This window comes from Nocardia sp. CC227C, from assembly GCF_030767025.1.
Classification (GTDB): Bacteria; Actinomycetota; Actinomycetes; order Mycobacteriales; family Mycobacteriaceae; genus Nocardia.
The window spans coordinates 227930-249548 of record NZ_JASITE010000003.1 but is presented as its reverse complement, the minus strand read 5'-3'; the positions used below and the strand labels follow the sequence as shown (position 1 = coordinate 249548).

Genomic DNA, 21619 nt, shown 5'->3' with positions numbered 1-21619 from the left:
ACTAACGATCATTTGTTCAACCCCAGATCACCGCCGCCCGGACGTTTCGAACCATCGATTATCTGCGCCCAACTGAGCCCCTTCCGCCGCAGGTACTCCACCGTCGGTCCCAGTGGGTCGCCGTACTTCTCCAAGTTGCGTGCCCGGATCCTACTCGCCTGCGGTTCGGGGGTTTCGCCCTTGTAGAACTCGCCGATCTCGCGGCGCTCGTGCTGGAGCGCGCGGGCGATCTCTTCCTCGGTCGCGCCTTCGGCGCGGAGGAAGTCCTCGTAAGCCTGTAGTCCTTCGACCTCGGCTATGTAGTGCTGGCGCAGCGACGGGAGATGTGCGGTGTTCGGGTCGCCGGTGGGCTGTTCCAGGGCCGCTGGGGAGCGGTCGTGCGGAATGTGGGGTGTGTACGCGGTTCCGGCCGGGTCGTCGAGCGGCGTACGGTGGGTGCCCTCGGGATCGTAGACGATCACCATGCGCCGATCCGGCTGCGACGTCGCATCCGCCGGCGGTGGGTCGATGCGATTGCGTGCGCTCGCCTCGCCCGTGTACAGGTAGTTGCGGTTGCCGGGCCCGGGGAACTCGTGAGCGTCCAGGACATGGAAGGCCGCCCGGATCTCCGGCGACATGCGCTGGACCGCCGCCATGAGCAGATCGCCGCGAATATGTCCACGGTCCCCCGGTTCGCCGCCCGGAGACGCCGGTTTCATGGTCCACTGCACCTCTACCCGGCCGCCCGGGGCGAGTACCGCGCTGAGCGTGCGCACGAGCGACTCGTAGGCCGAATCATCGAGGCGCGCTCGCACATTGTTGACGAATACGCGGGCCACGCCGCGGTTGTCGTCGGTGTTCAGCACCGCACCGATCGAAAACATGTCGCCGAAGACGGTGACCGAGCCGGGCGGTGTCAGCGGGGCGGGATCGAGGATGCCGAGATCCCGGCGGCGCTGGGCAGCGAGCACATACGTGTCGGGGAAGGTTTGCAGCAGCAGACCGCCGCCCGCGCGGTCGGCGGCGGGCAGCATCTCGGCGCCGAATCCGCCACGGCCGTCGCCGACTTCGATGGTGTGCGCGCCACGGGCGGCCGCGGGAACGGCTGGACGCGGCGGTGAGAGATACACCGGTTCGTTGCGCGCAGCGGGCAGCCGATGCTGCGGCTGCGGTCGGGACAACAACTCCACCAGGGACCTGCCGTCCACCGGCCGATGGATGACAGCCACGTACTCGACGCTCAGACCACGTTCGGCGGCAACTTGATTGGCGCGGTCGAGGCCACGCAGGAACTCATCCACCGTCGTCTGCTCGCCGACTCGGTGTCCGGGTCCGTCCTGACGCAGTTCGATACGGCCGTCGGCATGGTCGAGCACCGCCGCGCCGAGGTCCGGCCCCACCGCGAAGGTCGCCGCCGCCAGCCGCATGCTGTCGAAGTCGATCAGGTCACGCATCCGCTCGGGCAGACTCGGCGAACGCTCGAGGTCGGCCAGCGCGATGTCGAGCGCGGCGAGCCGCTCGGACCCGGCCAGCCACGGATCGTTCACGGCCGCGTTGATGGCGTCGAGTTCGCGGTACAGGGTTTCGTTGGGCACCAGTCGCCGGATCGCGTCGGCGTTCGGACCCGTGAAGATCGGATCGAAGATGCGACGGGTCAATTCCTCACGCATCCGACCGTGCAGGGTAAGAGATTCGGCGCGGCGCACATCGAGATCCGCTTCGGCGGCCAGGGCCGCGGTGAGCCGGTCCAGGTGCGCGGTGCGGGCGCTGTCGTACTGCTCGGGGGTGAGGTCGGGGCCGAACCGGGGCCGCTCCCCCAGCACTCCCCCTTCCTCGAGCGCGAGCCAGCGCGACAGCGGGGCGGCGAGGGAGGCGCGCCAATCGCCGCTGTCGGGATGGCGATCGAGAGCGGCGACCAGATCCGCCGAATCCCGCCACACGGCGGCCAACTCGGCGCTGCGGGACGGATCGAATCGTGCTCGATCGACATGCGCGGCGAGCACTTTCAGCTCGGCCAGCGGTCCGGCGAGCGGCTCTCCGGTAGCGGCGAGCGCCAGTCGGCCGGCGACCACTCTCGCCACATCCGTATCCCGGGCCCGCGACGACACCGTGATATCGAGGCCACCGTCGGCGCGATCGTGCACCGAGGCCACCACGCCGTCGGGCACCGGTCCGACCCCGACGTAAGCGTCACGTCGGTCCGGCATTACGAAGCACTGCCGCTCCCGATTCCACCGCATGCCGTCTTGAACGACGACGCGCAGGTTGTCGAGCACCTCGGCGCGTACGGCTGCCGGGGTGAGATCCTGCTGCTCGGGTGCCCGGAAGGAACGGGGGATCGGATCGGCCGCCGTTGTGTCCGTGCGTGTCTCGTCGTCGGTGTCGGCTGTGGTCACCGGCTCGTGCGGCACCGTGACGGCGGTGAGGATATGCCCGTCCCGGACGATGAACCGGCCGGTCATCTCGGTCAGCGGCGGCCCGGCATGGGTGGCGCCGTCGACCAGCAGACGGACCCGGAAGGTTCCGGCCTCCATATCGAACGTCAGGTGCGCGTCGCGGAATCCGAGAGCACGTCCGGTGAGCGGGTACCACGCCTTGTAGACACTTTCCTTGGCGCTGAAGAGCACCCGGTCCCAGTGCACTCCACCGTGTTCGCCGACCTCCTGGAGCCACGCCATCTCCTCGGGGAGGGTCGCCATCGACAGCGCGGCTTCCGGCATCGCTTCATGGTCTTCGGCGTCGATGCCGATCGACCGCACATCTTGGGCGTCGGCCACCGCCGCGACATAGTAGCCGTCTTTGTGGGTGATGCTGCCGACCACGCCGTCGGGCCACACCGGTTCTCGCTTGGGACCTTTGAGCACCGGGAAGTCCGGATGCCCGAGGGCTGCCAGCGCCCGCCGTACCGCCGTGCGCGCCTGCGTGACCTCGATCCGACGCTTGGCCGAGGTCTGGTCATCGATCAGCGCCGCACGTTCCTCCGCCAGCAGATAGGCGCCGCGTTCCTGGCCGACGATCTCGGCGGTGTGGATCTCGGCTTCCGGGAGCAGGGCTCCGACTGTGCCGGGTTCGCCGGGTTCGACGGTGCCGAGACGTTCGGGATCCGGGAGGCCGAGCCCAGGCCACGCGTGCCCGGTGATGCGTCCCGCCGCCCGGATCTCGTCCAACCGGGCGAGCATGCCCTCGATGGCGTCGGGTTCGATGCCGAGTTCCCGCAGGTGCGCCCGCAGCATTCTGGTATCCAATACCGAGACATGTTCCAGAACAGAGGGGTCCAGCGACTCGTTCAGCGTCGCGAGTACGAACGGCGATCGGATGCGACCGATGAGCGAGCCGTCCACCTCGTCGGTGAACGTGAACGATTCCGGTCCTTCCGGAAGCACGTCGGTGTTGTCGAACAACACCAGTCGCCTCGGTGCCGCGGGGTCGTCCGGCTCCGACGGCAGCGTCGCCCAGTTCGACGCGTTCCGATCGATGTGTCCGGTGACGTAGTCCAGCACGGCGGCGAGCTGCCGCTGCACGGTCGGGTACTCCTCGATCGGCAGACCGGGTCGATGCGGGACGAAATCGGTCAGCGAGCCTGGGCCGTGCCCGCCCTGCCACAACCGGACCCGCGGTACCAGACCGGCTTCCAGCATGTGGTCGAGCACCCAGGTGGCTGCCTCGCGGGCAGCGAGTCCGGAGGCCGGAATTCGATACTCCGCCATCTCTTCCGAATCGAGTTCGGTGCGGTACACCCGCACCGTGCCGTCGGCGAACTCGACGCGGAAGAGATTCCCCAGGTCGTCCAGCGGTTGTTCGTCCACGATATCGCCGAGGGCCGCCGTTTCCTCCGGACTCATGCGCCACGGCATGCGATCGGCGCTCCCGCCGTCGTCGGCATCGGGTCCCACTTCCGGTGTCGAGGCATCCGAATCCTCACCGCCTGAGGGTGATTCGTGGAGTTCGAACCAGATCGTCTTGGCGAATTCCGATCCCGGATGCACATCCACCCCGTGGGCATGGGACATCAGATCCAGGAACTGCATGCCGCGCCCGGAATCGTCGTCCAGGTCGGCCTCACGCCGGGCGGGTACGGTCGGACTCTCGTCGGACACCTCCACCCGCAGCACCCGATGTCCGGTTTCGCCGACGACGCTCACGACGAAACGGCCGTCGGTCCCGGCATGGCGGGGCACATTGCCGACGAGCTCGGAGGTCAGCAGCTCCGCGGCGTCGCGCTGATCCACATCGGACCAGTCAGCCATGAGATCCTGGATCGCCCGGCGGGAGTCGGCGGTGGCCGTGATGTCGCCCTGCGTGATCGGAATCTCCACCCGGCGCACCGGGCCGCCCGACTGCACCCCGGCCGTATCGGCCGCGCTGGTCCAAGCGTGGGTGAGTTCCCATTCGGCGGCGACCCGCTGAATGTAGTTCGTGTCCAGGACATGTCCCGCCGCCAGCACCGCAGCGATATCGTCGCGGTCCTTCGGGCGTCCGGCCAGCAGCTTGAATATGATGACGTCCTCGATCGAGATCACGCCGTCGGCGGCACGGTCCAAGGCGGCGTGCTGAACCGGGGTGTTGGCCACGAAGATATCCGCCGCCAGTCCGTTTCCATGTAGTCGGATCAGGTAGATGTCGCCCTCGTCATCACGGACGGTCGTGACGCGGAAACCCGCGGCGGAAAGTCGTTCAGGTACGTCACCGAGTGCGCGAATCACCAGATCGATGTCAGCGGTCGGGCGCGGTTCGGCCCGGTACACATTCGCCGCGACTGCTCCGAGTGCGGCTGCCTCACAGTTGAATCCACGCAGTTGTTCGATGAAGGCGGACACCTCGACGGGCAGCGGCCTCCCCGCGGCGGGCCGTCCGGGGTCCGTCGCGCCGATTCCGACATCGATCCGATCGGAGGCGGGCGCGTGCTCGTCGACGGGCCGAACCGGGGTGCCGTCCGGGTGGTACACGACCGCGTACGTGCCCTGGGTATCGCGGGTGGGACCCCAGCTACGGAACGGCTCGATCCGGCCGGTCTCCGGGTCGTAGACCCGGAGACCGTCGGCGTCGTTCGTGATCAAGTACGCGTGCGCGCCGACACCGTGGGCGTCGACGGGGCCGACCAGATGGTCCACCACCAGCACCGCCGCACCCTCGCCCAGTTCGTTGAGCAGGGTCTCGTAATCGTTGTGCGAGCCGAACTTCTGGAGTCGCCCGCCCGCGGCGTTCTCCAGATCGCCCGCGCTCATTCCGGCCGGACCGGGAGGAGCGTCGGGCGGGTCGATCGCTTCGTGCCGGAAGCGATCGAACAGCCGATGCAGGGCGCGCCACGCACAGGTGTTGAAGGTCACCGGTTCGGTATCGATCCGAACGACCCCGGCTCCGGCCCCACGCGGAACCAGCAGGCCGTGCTCCGGATCGGAGCGGTCCAGATCGAGCCAGCTCTCCCCCGTGATCCTGCCGTTGCGTTTGATCTCCTCCAGCCGGGCCAGCGCACCGTCGACCGCCGCCGGTTCCAGACCGAGGTCACGCATCATGGCCGCGAGGTCCGCCGGATCCAGCGCGCGTACGCGGGCCAGCACCGAACGCGGCAGCCGCTGATTCAGCTCGGAGAGCACGAATTCCGACGTCATGCCGTGGCGGTCGAGGGTACCCGCGCCGGCGGGCAGGAATTCGGACGGCTGGTGGAAGGAGTCGCCGTCGACGGGAGCCGTCTGTCCGTGGTCGATCGGGACGACGTCACCGGACTCGGAGGTGAGGTAGTTGCTGCGATTGCGGTCGCTGGCACCCGAGATGTAGTCCAGTGCGGCCATCATGGCGCGCTGCTCGGCCGAGTACTCGCCCGGCAGTCGTCCGGGGCTGGTACGAGGTTCGAATCGCATGAGCGAACCCGGCCCGTGACTGCCCTGGTATGGGATGGTTGGGGGCACCAGTCCGAACCGCAACAGCCGATCGAGGCGGTAGACGAAGATCTCGCGGGCCGCCAGCCCGGATTCGGGGACCACGAGACGAACCCGGTCCTCACCCGCTCCAGGCTTGTACACCCAGACGCTGCCGTCGGCGAATTCCACCCGGAACGCCTCGTGAACGTGCAGGTGCGGACTGAGTGGCAGTTCGTCGACCACCGGCCCTCGGGCCGCCATGGCGTCCTCGTCGGCCTGCCACGGCGCGGCGTCGGCGCGCTGCCGTGGCGCCGATCCGTCGGCGGGCGGCGGCGCGGCGATGCCGTCGGCAGCGTTGCCGCGCACCAATCTGCCGAGCAGCCGCCGCCAGCCCTTCGGCTTCCGCCCGTCCGGTACTCGCGGATCGGTGTCGCCGGGATCGGCGGGCCGTGCACCACCGGGTTCGCCGATCGTCGGCTGTGATGAGGTGGCAGCCGCCGTCTCGGCGGGCGCGGGGGTTTCGATCGCGGGCGGGACATCCGAGATCCGCCCCGGCCACATCGATGCGGTGATCCTGCCTTCGGACTGGATCTCCCGCAGCCGGTCGACCGCGCCGGCGACCGCCTCCGGTTCGACGCCGAATTCGGTCAGGATCTCTTCCAACCGGGTGTGGTCGACCGCGCGCACGCTGGCCAGCACATCGGGGTCGAGCGCGCGGTCGCGATGCTTCGCCACGAATCCCGAACGGATACCCGGCTTGCCCGCGCCGACGAGGAAAGCGGCCTCGTTGTCGATGGGTACGACTCGGCCGTTCGCGTCGGTGAGGTAGTTGAATCCATTGCGGTCGTAGTTCGCGCCGACGTAGTCCAGCACGGCCACCATGTGCTGGTCGGGCAGGGAATATTCGTCGACGAGGCGACGCGGGCGGGTATCGGCGACGAATGCCATGAGCGAGCCGAGCCCGCGGGGGCCTTCCCACAGGATGGTTGGCGGCACCAGACCGAAGCCGAACAGCTGATCCATCCGGTAGAAGGCGGCCTCGCGGATCGCCGGACCGGATTCCGGAATCGGGATCGCGCCGCGGGTCTGCCCCGACAAGGGTTTGTACACATAGGCGCTGCCGTCGGCGAATTCGACTCGGTAGACGGAATTTCCGTGCTCACTGGGGCCGCTGGCCAGCAGCTCCACCCGCACGGGTTCGCCCTTCTCCAGCACGTCCCGCACCGGTTCATCCGAACGGTTGTGCGTCGCGGACTCATTCGGCTCTACCCGCCCGTCGCCCGGGTCGGTCGCACCGATTCGCGTGCGGGGTGCGGGTTCATCGCGCCGGCCGGCAGCGACGAGTTCCGGGTCCCTCGGATCGACCGCGATACCGCTGCGGTCGAAGAAGACGGCCCAGGTGCCCCGGATATCGCGGTGCGTACGAGGTGGGAAACCGTGCGGTTGGGCCGACAGTAGATCGCGGACCACGATCCGGCCGTTCTCGTTGGACAGCACGTACGCGTGCGCGCCGACACCGTGTCGATCCGCGCCCCCGTGGTATTCGTCGACGACGATGGCCTGCGCCCCATCGCCGAGTGCCGACAGCCGGTCGGCGACGGCGCGATGATCGTCCGCCGGACGGAGGGCGCCACCGGCGTGCTCGGCCAGCTGGCTCGCGGACAAGCCACTCGGCCCAACCCCCTCTGGAACCGTGATGGTGGAACTGCCGGTGAGCGCCCGCACCTGCGCCAGCGCCCAGGGCGCACAGTCGTTGTTCGGCTCGGCCGGGGGTGGCAGCACCAGGCCACGATCGGCGAGAACTGCGCGCAGCAGATCGGGACGGTCGGTAATCAGCTCGGCCACACCGAGATCCACGAGCCGAGCCATATCGGCGCGGCTGTTCACGGTCCAGACCGAGACAGGCAGATCACCGGCCTGGCGCATGAACTCCGCGGTCACCATGCTGGTGTCCGGGGACACCAGCGTGGCACCGGCTGCGCGCGCCGCGGCCGGGATGTCACCGCCGAAAGGATGCGGTCGGCGCAGTCGCTGAGCTACCATCCCGCGCGCCCGCTCCAGCAGCGAAACACCCCCGTCCAGTCCGTTCATCCACGCGGGTGTCGCGGTGCGCGGGCTGATCAGGGCGACCCGGTCCAACGGAGGTGTCAGGCCGTCGGGCAGTGCCGCCGCCTCCGCCAGTGCACGCCAGTCGAAACTGCGCACCCGATACGGGACCCCGTGCTGAGACATGATCTCGGCGGTCGCCAGCACCAGCTGCCGGACCCGGGCGTCACTCCACGACGGGTCTATCTTGATCTCCACATCGAGGGTGATGCCACGCCCGACTGCCAGTCGTGCCGCCTCCTCGAGGCTCGGAATCCGACTGCCGCGCAACGGATCCTGCGTAGCCGTGAACCCCTCGTGTGCCACACCGGTATCCAGGGTTCGGATCTGGTCGAAGTCCAGCTCGCTGATCCGCTTGCCGACGTACGGGTGATCACGGTCGTTCGGCCGCACCGGGCCGGTATCGCGGGCGGTACCGCCGTCGATCTTCTGATCGTGGTGGATGACCGGCACACCGTCGCGGGTCATGCCCACATCGAGTTCGATGGAGTCGACGCCGAGCCGCATGGCGTTGTCGAAGGCTCCGAGGGTGTTCTCTGCCCACAGCGCACGCCCGCCACGGTGCGCCGTGACCTGCGGCGGCTGTGGTGATTCCCGCATCGAAGGGTCCGCCCAGGGTGGCAGTGGCTGTTGCCGCCGCGCCTCACGGGTGTTCTCCGGATCGAGAGTCTCCCAGAACTTCACCCGTTGCAGCAGCTTCTTCTTCGGCCGGTACGGCGCGAGCTGGAGATCGTCGCCACGACCGGCGAGGATCTCGGCGACATGGTTGAGCGGCTCGGTGGGGATCTCAGCCGAGCCGTCGTCGTACTGGTAGTACCCGCGGTGAGCATTGACCAGGCCCTTGAACTCCGGTCGGCGCGGCAGCTCGGATTCGAAGCGGCGGGCACCGAACTCCTCGATCGTGGGATCCACGCCGAGGCCGAGCTTCTTCACGAATCGCGCCACCCGATTGGTGACACCTGGGGCGGGGCCGCCGAGCCGTCCGATCGGATCAGCGGTGGAGGTCGCGACATACAGATTCGCCGCACCCAGACCGAAGTCGGAGGCGTGCCGCATGGGTCCCGCACCCGGCGAGGCCAGCAGGACTATCTGATCGACTACACCCGCGAGGATGCCGCCCGTGGCCGCCCAGCTGGTGGTCGGAGTGCCATAGCTGTGCCCTACGATCCGATGCTCGGGCAACGGCAAGCCGTTCGTTTCGGCCAGCGCGGCCCGGCGGGCGTGGAACCCGGTGACGTCGCTGAGCAGACGCAGACCACCCTCCCGTGCCCGGTGCGGTCGGCCGGTATCGGCGTCGATCTCGGGGGTGTGGTAGCCGATCCACACGATGCCCGCGATGTCCTTTCCGGGAGCCTTGCGCATGGCGGCTTCACGGAAGTTGCCTACCCAGTTCACATAACCGTCGAGCTTCCGAATCGTGGTCTTGATGCCCGGTACCAACCAGAAGACGGAATCCGCGGTGTCGATATCGCCGATCGCCACGACAGCCCGGCCGCGGTGGTCGAACGTGGTCGCGTCATAGGACAGCACAGTCACCTTGGGCCTGCCCGGCATGGACTGCGCTCTGGCGTCGGCGACGGCGAGCGCCCTGCGGGTCTCGAGCAGATTGGACAGGTGCGCGCGTTCGTACGGGCTGAGTTCCCCGGGTAGGAGCAGACTTTCGATGGTTCCGCGCTCGGGTGGGCGGCGGGCGAAGAACGCCTCCAGGTCACGGGTGATGCGCAGTCGATTGGCCTGATCTCTGGCGGTCGCGGGCAGCCCCTGATTCTCGGCAATCGCATCGGCGTACACCAGCGGCAGCGCCGCGCGCTCGGTGTCGGTGAGCGAATCCCACCACCGTGCGATCCGATCGGCGTGCGCCCGGGATGCCTCGGTCTGTTCACGTGCCCTCGTCGCGTATGCCGTGACCGCGGCGTCGCTCTGGGCCGCCGCCGAGAGGCCCTGCCGTCTGGCGGCCACGGCGGCGTCCTGGGCGACCCTGGCTCCACCGCTCGGGTCCGGGGGCAAAAGGTCACCCGGCGTCGCATCGGGCGCCCACCGTGCGAGTGCGGCACGGGCGGCTTCGAGCTGCTGTGGCGTGGGCTGGACGACACCACTGCGTGCCATCGCCGGATCGGCGGGCACGTCCGTGATGCGACCGTGGATCTCGGTCGCCTCGTGCGCCCCGGGCCTATGCGCCTCCAGGGTCGCCCGATCGCCGTGCCCGGTGGCGATGCGGGCGAAGTTCGCCAGCGCCTCGGTCGGCGTGGTGCGACTGCGGTCGGTGAACCAGAAGTACTGGATGCGTTCCTGCAGACCGGATACGAACCGCGGATCGGCGGGGAGTTCGGCACGGACCCGTACCGCACCGAAATGCGTTGTGGCCGGGTCGATGCCGAGAAGTCGACGCTTGGCGCCGGTAAGGTCGCCCGCGCTGTCCGCACCTTGCCAGGCCAATCGGTCCACCGAAGCCGTCGCCACATAGACGTTGTCCGCCCCGATGCCGAACTCCCGGGCATGGGTCATCGGCCCCGCTCCCGGCGAGCCGACCATGGTGACGCTGGCGATCTGCCCGGCCAGCAGCCCGTTCACACCGGCACAACCGAGCAGGGTCGATCCGTAGCCGTGACCGAACAGGTGGTTGCCGACCTCGGCGGTGCCGCCGCGCGCGGCGAGGAAACGGCGAGCGGCGTTGAACGCCACCACATCCCGCCACAGCTGCCGCGCGCCCGCTGCGGCGGGGTCGAGCCGCGCGTACTCCGCCCACTTCTGCCGCCCACTGGGCGCGTCGTAGCCCAGCCAGGCTACTGCGGCTACCCGCTGGCCGGGGGCGCTACGCGCGGCCGCATCGTAGTGATTGCCCACTGCACCCAGGCTGGACGGCATCGTCCGAATCGTCGTCTCCAGCCCGGGAACCAGCCACGATACGGTATCGGCGGTATCGACGTCGCCGAACGCTATCACCGCGCGGCCGTCGCCGTGGAAGACCGACGAGTTGTATGAAAGCACCTGCACCGGAGGCGAACCGGGCAGGTCGACGGCCCGGCGGCCGGCGGCGGCCAGCATTTCGGTGACAGCGATGAGATTGCGCAGCTGCTGCTGCTGCGGTGCGGTGAGCGCGCGCAGGAGTTCCTGCAGTGGGGGCGGTCGCTTGAAGATCTTTCCCGGCTGCTTCTCGGCATCCGAGCCCTGCACCATTGTGCGTCCGCCTGCCTCGCTCACCTCCTGGCCGGGCTGGAAGAGCAGCCGCATCACCATCTGCCGCCTGCCCGGATCGAGATCACCGGCGCGTGTACTGCCGAACAGCCGACGCCGCAACTCCGGCGAATCGACCTGCGACCCGAGACTCGCCCATTCGCGGCGAATCAGCAGGCGCAGTGCGTCGTTGCGGTCGCGTGCCGGAATGCCGTCTGCATTGCCCACGATTTCGGGGCAGGCCCGCAGCACGGCGGCCCGCTCGGTAACACTGAGTGCCTGCCACCAGCGGGCGTTGGCGTCGGTATGTTCGGCCACCGCCACGATATCGCCCATGTCGTAGTCCGGGTGGACCAGCAGTCGTTGGGGCGCGGTGCCGGGATCGAGGCCGACCATGGCCGCACGGCGAGCGAAGGCCGTTGCGGCGTCCTGCCATTCCCGTGCGGTGAGGCTCGGATCGCCGGGAAGCACGGCCGCGGTCGGCGCTGCTGCGTGCGGGACCACGCGGTATCCCCGAGTGCCGTCGTCGCTGCCGACGGTGGCGGCCGGATCGACTTTCGGGATGCCGCGGATCACCCGGCTCAGGACCGGTGCGTCGTCGCTGCCGAGACGATGGGCCTCGGCAATGACCGCATCGGCGCGGCCCGCCGCGATACGGCCGAAATTGGCCAATGCCTCGGTCGGTTGCGCCCGTGCCGCGTCGACCACGTCGTAGTACTGCTTGTGATGCTGCTGAGGATCGGAGAAGCGATGCGTTTCCGGGTATTCCGCGGCGAGCCGACGTGCGCCGAAGCCCTCGATGGAGGGGTCGATGCCGAGGCCGAGCCGCGGTCCCGGCCGATTGGCGCCCAACCGGGTGATCGGATCGGTGGACTGGGTGGCGACGAATACATTGGTGAGCCCGATACCGAACTGAGCGGCATGCCCGATGGGTCCCGCGCCCGGCGAGGCGGCCAAGGTGATGGTGGCGACTTCTCCGGCCAGACGGCCGTCGCGGCCCGCGAAGCTCGCAGTGGTGGAGCCGTAGCTGTGACCGAAGACGTGGTTCACCGGCAGCGTAGGCCCGCCCCGGTCGGCGGCCACGGCACGGGTCGCGTTGAAGGCGACGATATCCCGGGCCAGCAGGGCGCCGCCCGCCTCGGCTTGGGTGGTACGGAACGCCTGGGAGAAACCCGCTGGCGCGTCGTAGCCCAGCCAGGCGATGGAGGTCACCGCACCGTCCGGATCACTGTCCAGGGTGGCCTCGTAGTGGTTACGCGCGAATTTCGCGTTCCACCACAGCTCCTGCACCTTGGTCTTCATGCCCGAGACATGCCAGGACACCGAGTGCGCGGTATCGACATCGCCGAAGGCGAGGACCGCGCGGCCCTTGCCACCGAAGACGACCGCGTCGTAGGACAGCAGTTGCACCGGCGGCGGCGTTCGGCCGTTGCGCTGCGCGACCTCGCGAGCGTATCGCTCGGCGTCCGCCAGCGCGGCCACCGTGGTCTCCAGATTGCGGATCCGCTGCTGTTGATCCTTGTCCAGCTTGCCGAAATCCCGCCCGCGCAGTTCGGTGAGGTCGCGCACGATGGCCAACCGGTTCGCCAGATCGCGGACGGCGGCGGGAATACCGTCCGCATTGCCGAGCACCTCCGGGTGTACCGCGAGGACCGCCGCTTGCTGACGCGGACTCAGCGATTGCCACCACTGCACGGTCGTGCGCGCCTGTGCCCGCGCCGGTGCGCACACGTCGGCATCGGAGTGGTCACCGTGCAGCAGTAGCCTTCGCGGCGAGCTGCCCGGGAGCAGTCCAGCCGCGTCGGCTCGCCGGTCCAGGGCCTGCCGCGCGATGTCACGGTCTCCATCGGTGGGGGGTGGGTCGGTCGGCAGCACCGATCCGGGACCCCTGGCGGGCATGCCGGTCTCAGCGCGAGCGGGCGTGCTGCCGGTGCCGCGATGACCGCGGCTGCCGTCGTCGATGCCCGTGTCGGTGGCCGGGTCGATCTTGGGTACGCCGCGCAGCACGCGGGTGAACACATTCGCGTCGCCGTCGCCGGTGCGGCGTGCCTCCCGGGTCGCGGTGTCACCGAGGTCGGCCGCGATGCGACCGAAGTTCTCCAGTGCCTCGGTGGGTCTGGTGCGCGCGTCATCGATGAAGTCGTAGTACCGGGTGTGAATGCGGCCGGGGTCGCGGAACTTCGGCAGGTTCGGGTATTCGGCGGTGACACGGCGGGCACCGAAAGTCGCGACAGCGGGATCTATTCCGACGCCGAACACCCGGCTGAACCATCCGGCTCGGTTACCGCCGATCCAGGTGACCGGATCCGATGCCAGGGTCGCGACGTACACGTTGCGGGCACCGAGACCGAACTCACGAGCGTGATCGACCGTCGCCGCACCGGGTGACGCCGCCAGCGTCAGAGTTGAGATCTCACCGCGCAAGCGGGCATTCGCCCCGGCCGCACTGACCGTGGTGGACCCGAAACTGTGCCCGAAGACATGGTTCCTCGCGGCGGACACCCCGGCCTCCGCGGCGCGTGCGGCCCGTCCGGCATTGAAGGCCGCGATATCCCGGGCCAGCAGGGCGCCGCCCGCTTGCGCCTGGCCGATCCGGAATGCCTTCAGTTTCGACTCCGGTGCGTCGTAGCCGAGCCACGCAATGGATGCCACCGAGCCGTCGTACTTGCCCGCGGTCACCTGGTAGTGGTTGCGCGCGAAGTCGAGATTCCAGGCGAGCTTGCGCAGGCTGGTCTTGACACCGGGCGCGTGCCAAGACACCGAATTCGCGGTGTCGATATCGCCGAAGGCGACCACCGCCTTGCCCTTGCCGCCGAATTCCCCTGATTCATAGGCCAATACATGTACGGCTGGCGCGGGTTCACCGGTGTGCTGGGCGACTTCCGTGGCCATGCGATCGGCATCGGCGAGCGCGGCCACCGTGGTCTCGAGGTTGGCCAGACGTTGTGTGTCGGACTTGCCCAGCTGCTTGGGCGGGCGCCCGCGCAGTTCCGCGAGCTCCCGATCGATGGCGAGGCGGTTGGCACGGTCACGAACAGTGGCCGGGACACCGTCGGCGGAGCCGATGATCTCCGGGTGCACCCGGACCAGCGCTTCCTGGGAGGTGGACAGCCGGCCGGTGGGATCACCCGGCGGGTTGAGCGCATCCCACCACTGGGCGTTCTCGGCGGCACGGCTGCGAGCGGCGGGCATCAGGTCGGGACCCGGATCATCGTGCAACAGGCGGTTCGGCTCGGCTCCCGGGGCCAGCCGGTCCAGAGCGGCTCTGGCGAGCGCCCGTTCGTCCGGGGTGACAGGTCGATCCGATCGCAGGGCTGCGAGTTCGGGATCCGACGCGACGACGGGATCCGACGCCGACCGCGACACGGCATCCGGCTGGGGTGCGACGGGATCCGGTGGCCGGTATGGGGATACGGGTTTGGGAACGGTGCCGTCGGCAGGCTGTTCCTCGTCGGTCTGACCGACGCGACTCACCGGCCGTTCCCCGGGCTGTACGGCCAAGGCCGAACGCGGACGCAGCAGTTCGCCTTCCGCGCCGTAGAACACGCCCCAGGTACCCTGCACGTTCGGTGCGTTATCCGGATCGAATTCGAAGGGCGGCCCGACCCTCGGGTCGTCCACCATGAGCTTGCCGGTGTCCGGATCGTGGTACATGACGTAGGCGTGCGAGCCCACACCGGGTCCGTCGACGGGTCCGGCCTGCTCGTCGACCACCAGCACGGTCGACTTGCCGCCCATATGCTTCAGGCCATCCGCGATCATCTGATGCGCCGAGCGTTTCCGGGTGCCGTGGACCGGGGTCAGATCGCCACCCGCGGCCCGCTGCACCGCATCGGCCGTCATACCCTCCGGACCGATCGAACCGGCTGCCGGCACGGCGATCGCGCCATTGCCGGTGCGCGCGGCCGCGTTCCACAGCGCCAGTTCACCGCAATTGTTCCTCGCCCGGCTGGGTGCGGCATCCGGATCCAGGTCCGGGCCGGGGTGCGAGACCGAACCGGCCTGGTCGGCGGCGATCACATCGAGGCGATACATGGCGCTGGTCGGCACGCCCACCGGCGGTTCCTCGCGATTCGGCAGCACCGGAGTCACCAGACCGTAGAGGCCGTTGACCGCAGTCGGGACTTGCAGTCGCACGTCGTCGCCGAAGTGTGCGGCGTCGATGTCCGGCGCGCTACTCAGACCGGTCATGACCACGTCGTCGGCCAGACCGCCGAGGCGGCCCTCAGCACCCGCAATCTTGGCTACATCGACGCCGTAGTGATGGGCGAAGACCCTAGTGGTGGGTGCGCCCGCACTGTTGTCGACCGTGCGGACGGCATTGACGGCCGCGATGTCGCGTACCAGCAATTCGGCGCCTGCGCGGGCGCGACCGAGGCGGGTGACCTGGATCATGCCGCGGAACGGTCCAGCGCTCGGCACGTCGTAACCGATCCAGGCGACGGTCGCGACGGAATCACCCCCGCGTGAGATGCTCGTCGCGGCGTCGTGGTGCGTCAGGGCACTGCTCAACGGCACGCTGAGATTCCCGACGGTCTGGCCGCGGCCAGGCACGTGCCACGACACATGGTCGGCCGTGCTGATATCGCCGATGGCGATGGCGGCACGGCCCTTTCCATCGAAGGCGGTCGAGTCGAAGGCCAGCACGCGCACATCCGGTCGCGAAGGCATTCGGTCGGCCCGAGCCGCTGCCTCCGCCAGTGCACGCTCGGTCGCCAGAAGATTGCGCAACTGCGCGCGCTGCGCCCGATCGAGAGTGTCGCGCCCCTGCAGATCGGCGAGTTCGCGAGCCACCTGCAGCCGGTTCGCCCGATCGGCCGCGGGCGGGTCGACACCGGGTGCGTTGCCGATGACGTCGGGGTGGGTCCGAATCATGGCTTGCTGGTGGTCGGCGTCGAGCGAGTTCCACCAGCGGGCGTTGTCGCGGGCGCGGTCCGCCGCTCGTTCGGCGGTGTCGGCGCCGGTGTTCCCGTGCAGCAGGTCCGCGGCACGGGCGTCCGTACCCAGCTGGGCCAGCGCGGCTTTCGCCAGGTCCCGCTCGGCACCGGTGGGTCGGGAGTGATCCTTCGGCAGCACGCTGTCACTGTCGGGTCGAGTATCGGCGCCCGCTTCGGTGTCCGGTGATGTCGTGTTCCCCGCGCCGATGTCACCCGAATCGTGGTCGGTATCGAACGCGTCCGGTTCGGTCGTAACGTCGGCGTCTGCCTGCGTGTCGGTATCGCCGTGCGTGGTTCGCTGTCGAACAGCGGCATCCGTCCGTACGGGACCGGCAGCCGCCAGAGGCGGCGGGAGGACCGCACCGTCCTCCGATGTCGCGGCGGGGTCGGCCCCCGGAACGCGCACGCCCGTGTCGTCGATGTCGGGAGCCGACAGCTGTCGCGCCTGTGGCACTTCCGACCCGGTGGATGCGGCCTGGATGGCGGGAGCCGGATCGGCGGGAGCGCCGGGCGGCGCGGCGGAATCCGCCGCAGCGGCTCTGGGCGCAGCCGCCTGGGGACCGGCGGTGGGGTCCGCCGCGGAGCGCGGCGTCGGTGCGGTTCCGGATTGAACCGGGCTGGAACCGGCCTCCGCCGCAGGGCTTCTGCCCTCCGTCACGGGAGTGGCCGGACGATTCGCAGGCTGCGCCGCACTGGCACCGGGGTGCTGGCCGGCAGACGACGGCCCGGCGGAGGTACTTCCGGGCGACGGAGTCGAGGAACCCGGCGACACTGCCGCACCCGCCGCGCCTGTCGCGGCGCTGCCGGGTGCGCCCGCTCCGGGCAATGCCCCGGTGCCGGAAGTCGCGGCGAGAGGGGATGAACCGTCGGCGTTGCCGGCCGCCGCGCCCGTTGGTCCGGTAGGCGCGAAGTCGCCCGACGATGCGGTGCTCGTCGCCGAATCACCGCGGGCACCGGTTCCGTCGCGTTCCGACGCGGAGTGCCGGGATTCCCCGTCGCCTGCGCCGTCGCCACGGGCATCGGGGCCGGAGCCGTTCGTGCCGCCGGTCTGAGCGTCGCCCGATCCGGAACCATCGGATCCGGAATCGCCAGCCGAATTCGTCGATGCTCCGGAATTTGTTGTGCCAGAACCATTCTGGCCAGCCCCGTCGCCGTTGCCGCCGGATTCCGCACGATTCCCGGGTGCACCGGGCGCGGCGGTGTCACTCGACCGCGGTTCGGCGGCCGCGGCGTCCCCGCTGCTCCGGGTGTCGCCGCCTCCGGCACCGGATGGCGGCGAACCGCCGCCACTCCCCGTCGGCGTGGTCGGCGTCATGCCATTCGCGGACGACCCCGACGTGCCGGAATTCGTCGTTCCGCCGGAGCCGTTGCCGGAGTCGCCGGTCGTCCTGGGCGAACCGCCGTGGGATACGGAGCCGTCGGACCCACCGGGAGCGGGACCCGCACCGGCACCGATATTGGAGCCGGGCATGGTGATGCCGACGCGGGGGCCGACCGGCATCGGTCCGCCCCCGTAGTCCGACAGGCTGCGCGCACCGTAGATCATGCTGGGCCCCATGCCGGACAGCGCTCCGCCGGTAAGCATGCGCGGATCGAAAGCCCAATTGTCGGTGATCAATCCGGTGGCCAGGTACGCGCCTCCGGCACCGGCCAGACCGGCCCCGGCACCGGTCACCGCCCCCTTGATCGCGCCCTGCCATCCACTGTCGCCCAACGGTGTCCGGTTCATGAGGTTGTGCATGGCGTGGCCACCGAGCCCACCGGCCGCGCCCGCCCATGCGGAGATGTGGGCGTTCTCCGTGACCGCTCCCCAGTCGACCTTGTCCTGGAAGCCGTCGTCCACGAGCATGTTCTGCACGAGGACTTCCTGCGAGGTGCCCTGAATCACCTCGACAACGGCTTCCTGCACGATCTCGTAGACGAAGCGAGTCAGGAACTGCTTGGCAGCCTCGGACATGGCCAGCCTCGCCAGCAACTGACCGATGAAACGCTCCAGCAGCTGTCCCATCCAGCGGAAGACGAACTGGGTCCTGGCGATGGCCGTGGCTTGGATGAGCGGCCCGCCGGGACCGGCCAGCCAGGCGTACATGAGTTCGCCGAACAGCCAGGCCAGCGAGAAGATCCCGTTCAGCTTGTTGGAGCGGATCTGTGCGGCGAACTTGATCGCGACATCACCGGCTTCGTCATAGCCGTTGGCCAGTTCGCCGAGCGCCGACCGAATCTCCTTCAGCGCTGCCGCCATCTGCTCGACGCCCTCCCCGGCGGGGTACGCGTTCTTGGTCGAGGCGGCGGCGATATCGGCATCGGAGAGGATGCGGTCGCGAATGCGATCGGCGAGATCGTGCATGGACTCGCCCATCTGCTTCTGCAGATCTTCATTGCCGTGCGGCCAATCGGTGCCCGCCACCCATTCGAGCCACTCCAGCCACGGCGGGATGGTTATCGCCATTGTCGACAGGACCTCATGTCACCAGCTGGAATCGGTGACTCCCGGACCCTTTTCGGGTGTGCGGTCGTGCCGGTACTGCTCGACGTCGGTGAAGACCATCGCCGGATCCTCGGCCCTGCGTTCCTCGGATCCGGGCGCTGCCAGCGAGACCGGGGGTTCCAGCGGAACTTCGGCATCGATGTCCGGCAGACCCTCGATGACGTCGCTGAGCTTCGGCAGCCGAGCGCGCCGGTCCAACAGCGGTGCGGTGAGTTCGCTGGCCTTGCGCGTCACCTCGGCCGCGGCTGCCTGTGCGACCTGGGTAATGGTGCGAGCCAGCCCGTCGTAACCCAATTCCTCGACATCCGAGGAGAGTTTGGTCTCGATGACGACACCGTTCGCGTTCACGGTCACTGTTACCCGCTTATCACGTGAGGTCGCACTGGCGGTGAGCCGCACGCGCTGGCGCTGCACCTCCGCGATGGAACGCATCTGCTGCCGGAAACCCTCCAGCAGGTCCGACATCTCCCCCGCACCGTCGCTCACCGCACAACCTCGCTTCCGGCCGGGAACCCAGGCATCCGCACCATGTTCACTCCCGGCTCAACGCACCTGGAAGTTCATGGCTCCCGCGTCGTCGGCATTGTCGAGCGCCTTGGCGCCGTCGTACTGCCCCTTCGCCTGCTCCTTGTAGGAATCGGCCATGCTCCGGGTGCCCTCGAGCAAATTCTTCATCCGAGCCTTGAATCCGTTCGGCCCCTCCGCGAACTGCGCGCCGAACTTGTCATCACCCCAGGCAGCGTTGCCGACCGCGTAGGCGGCCTCGGCCGCGGACAGTACATCGAGCAGGCCGTCCTTCACGGCCGAATTGTCATTGCCCGCCTGCCGTAGCTTCTCCGTGTACACCTCGATGTCGGCCATCTCGAACCTCGCACGCTCGCTACAACATTCAGGAGTCGATCATTACATGAACGGGCGACGAAGCGGGAGTGAACGGGGGATCCAGCTGACTCGTGAGTAACTGATCTCACGCGCGCGGTGCGGACCGCGTCGGCCTTCAGCGCGCCGAAACTCCTGGCCGACGCTGGTCGACGCGGTGCCGCACAGGTTGATTCGGTTCAGGCGTCGACCGCGCCGTGTCGTTCGGCGAACCGGCGCTCGAATTCGGCGATGTACGCCGACGGTGCCACCGAGGACGAGGAATGCTCCAGCACACCGTCATCGGCGATATAGAAGATGGCACGTCCGATGGCGATCTCGCCGGGCTGCGTTGGGACGTACACCATCCAGCCCACACTGATCCGATCCGCGCGCAAATCCTCGAGCGGGTAGCCGGTGGTATCCATGCCACTGTCCCGAATGTGCTCCCGCACCCGGGCTACGGCTTCCTCACGCGACATGGGCTCCGGTGTGGTCATGACGACCCCGGCCATGGTGAGCTGGTAGAACGCGCCATCGATATCGACCTGCTTGTCATCGCCGAACGCGTCGATCAGGGTGTCGAGGGTGACCACACCCACTTCCGCCGCCGAGACCAGGGTGGCGACCGCCGCGCGCCGCCGTTCGGTCGGCTCCTCAGCGATCAGGCCGGACACCAGGTCCACGACGGTGTCCGCGGTCCACATCCCCGGCAGGGCGCTGGCCAGACCCGCGGCGGCGGGCGATTCGCCGCGATACCAGCGGCCGCTCTCCCACCAATAGCAGAAGGAGAGCAGGCCATTGGCGGCGCGCGGGTTCAGCACCGGATTAGCGACCCACTCCGGAGCGCCCGCGAAGAATCGCGGCATCGGACCGCCTCCGTTGTACGCGGCATCCAATTCCGGTGCGTCCCAAACGCCGCCGGACAGCACCGCGCGGCCGCCGGGCAGCGCGTAGAGAGTGGAGCCGCCGCGCTTCGAACCCTCGAACCATCCCAGGGCGGGCAGCACCCGCGGCCCCCACTGGGATCGCTTGGCCACGAAGCAGGCGGAGATCACCGCCCAGCGCGCCCACATCTCCGGGAAGGCCGGGAAATCGCCCTCGGACACTGTCGCTCGGATACCCGATTCTCGGTCGGCCCGTGCCTGGACGGCGGCTTCCTGCGGGGTGCGGGACTGCCGACCCTCGTGTTGAGTGTAGGCCGCGAGCCAAACCGGCAGCCGGGTCCGGGGATACTCCAGCAGGTCGGCGCGGTACGCCTCGGCCGGGAACAGTTGATCGTCCGGAAAGGGTTCATCACCGTAGTCGTAGTCGACCTCGATCTGACCGGACTTGTTCAGCGACAACAGCAATCGCCACCAAGGGCCGTCGCTCAAACGGGCCGACAGATCGCGATGCTCCCGGGCGAGCACCAATGCGCTCGGCGGCGGCTGGACGCGGACCGTACTCTCGCCGTCGGAGAAGAACACCTGTACCACTTCGGCGGCGACCGTGAACGCGAAGACGGCATTCAACTGCTGCCAGCCATGCGGTCCCGCGGCCGCGAGCTCACGGGCCAGACCGTGGGTGAGTTCCCTTGCCTGTTCGGCAATGTCGGCCTCCGGTGCGGTGTCCGGTTCCAGCAGGGTGAAGCCGACGTCGGGCTCGTCGCTGGCCTCGACGAAACTCTCCTTGAACTCCCGCATGAAGTCGGCGTCGGGGTCGCTCGACCCGGCTGCGGCGGCCGGTCGCTCCGTTTCCGGAGCCGGCCCCCCGTTGTCGCGGGCCTCGTCGTCTGGTCTGGTCACGCTGCAGCAGTCTCCTCGTCTGGGCACCCGGCACCGCAGCTCGCGACGGGTGTGGCGACGCCGTCACGCGATAGCGGTGTCATCGCCCATCCTGGCACAGGACCGCCGAGCGTACCCGGCCATTGCCGCCCGGCCGGACGCTACCCGTCGCGGGCGGTACGGCGCTCGGCGAGCTTGCGCGCCAACTCCTCGTGCCAGCGATCGGCATTGCTGCCGTCGAGTTGACCGGCGAAAGCGCGCCGGGCGGCCAGCACCAGTTCATCCGGAATATCCGGGTATGCCCGAGCGATCTCCCACAGCGCGTCCTGGGTGTCGTCGTCCAGACCGGTCGCCGTGCGGACACCCTGCCCGACCATGACCTCGGCCAGCACCGATTCGAAATTCCGCCGCAACTCGTCGTCACTGGGTCGGCCGATGCGCACGCCTGCTCTC

The 21619-nt window shown here is 68.9% G+C and carries 5 protein-coding genes; all 5 read right to left on the bottom strand.

Features of this window, described 5'->3' with window-relative positions:
- Positions 1-8 precede the first annotated feature (8 nt).
- A complete protein-coding gene (locus tag QMO76_RS06985; RefSeq protein ID WP_306360360.1) occupies positions 9-18503 on the bottom strand; it encodes an alpha/beta hydrolase in 18495 nt (6164 codons plus the stop codon).
- 18 nt (positions 18504-18521) lie between these two features.
- A complete protein-coding gene (locus tag QMO76_RS06980) occupies positions 18522-19028 on the bottom strand; it encodes a YbaB/EbfC family nucleoid-associated protein (RefSeq protein WP_306360359.1) in 507 nt (168 codons plus the stop codon).
- Between the two features lie 57 nt (positions 19029-19085).
- Positions 19086-19403 carry a hypothetical protein gene (locus tag QMO76_RS06975; RefSeq protein ID WP_306360358.1) on the bottom strand — a complete coding sequence of 106 codons (318 nt, stop codon included), beginning with the start codon at positions 19401-19403 and terminating at the stop codon, positions 19086-19088.
- 197 nt (positions 19404-19600) lie between these two features.
- Entirely contained in the window at positions 19601-21187 is a 1587-nt protein-coding gene (locus QMO76_RS06970) for a hypothetical protein (protein WP_306360357.1), read from the bottom strand.
- A gap of 140 nt (positions 21188-21327) precedes the next feature.
- Positions 21328-21609, bottom strand: coding sequence for a hypothetical protein (locus QMO76_RS06965; RefSeq protein ID WP_306360356.1), 282 nt, complete (start codon positions 21607-21609; stop codon positions 21328-21330).
- Between the last annotated feature and the right edge of the window lie 10 nt (positions 21610-21619).

What these genes read in the sequence shown, in the direction of transcription:
- QMO76_RS06975 (WP_306360358.1), bottom strand. Translation starts at nt 19,403, where the DNA reads ATGGCCGACATCGAGGTGTACACGGAGAAGCTACGGCAGGCGGGCAAT.
- QMO76_RS06985 (WP_306360360.1), bottom strand. Translation starts at nt 18,503, where the DNA reads ATGGCGATAACCATCCCGCCGTGGCTGGAGTGGCTCGAATGGGTGGCG.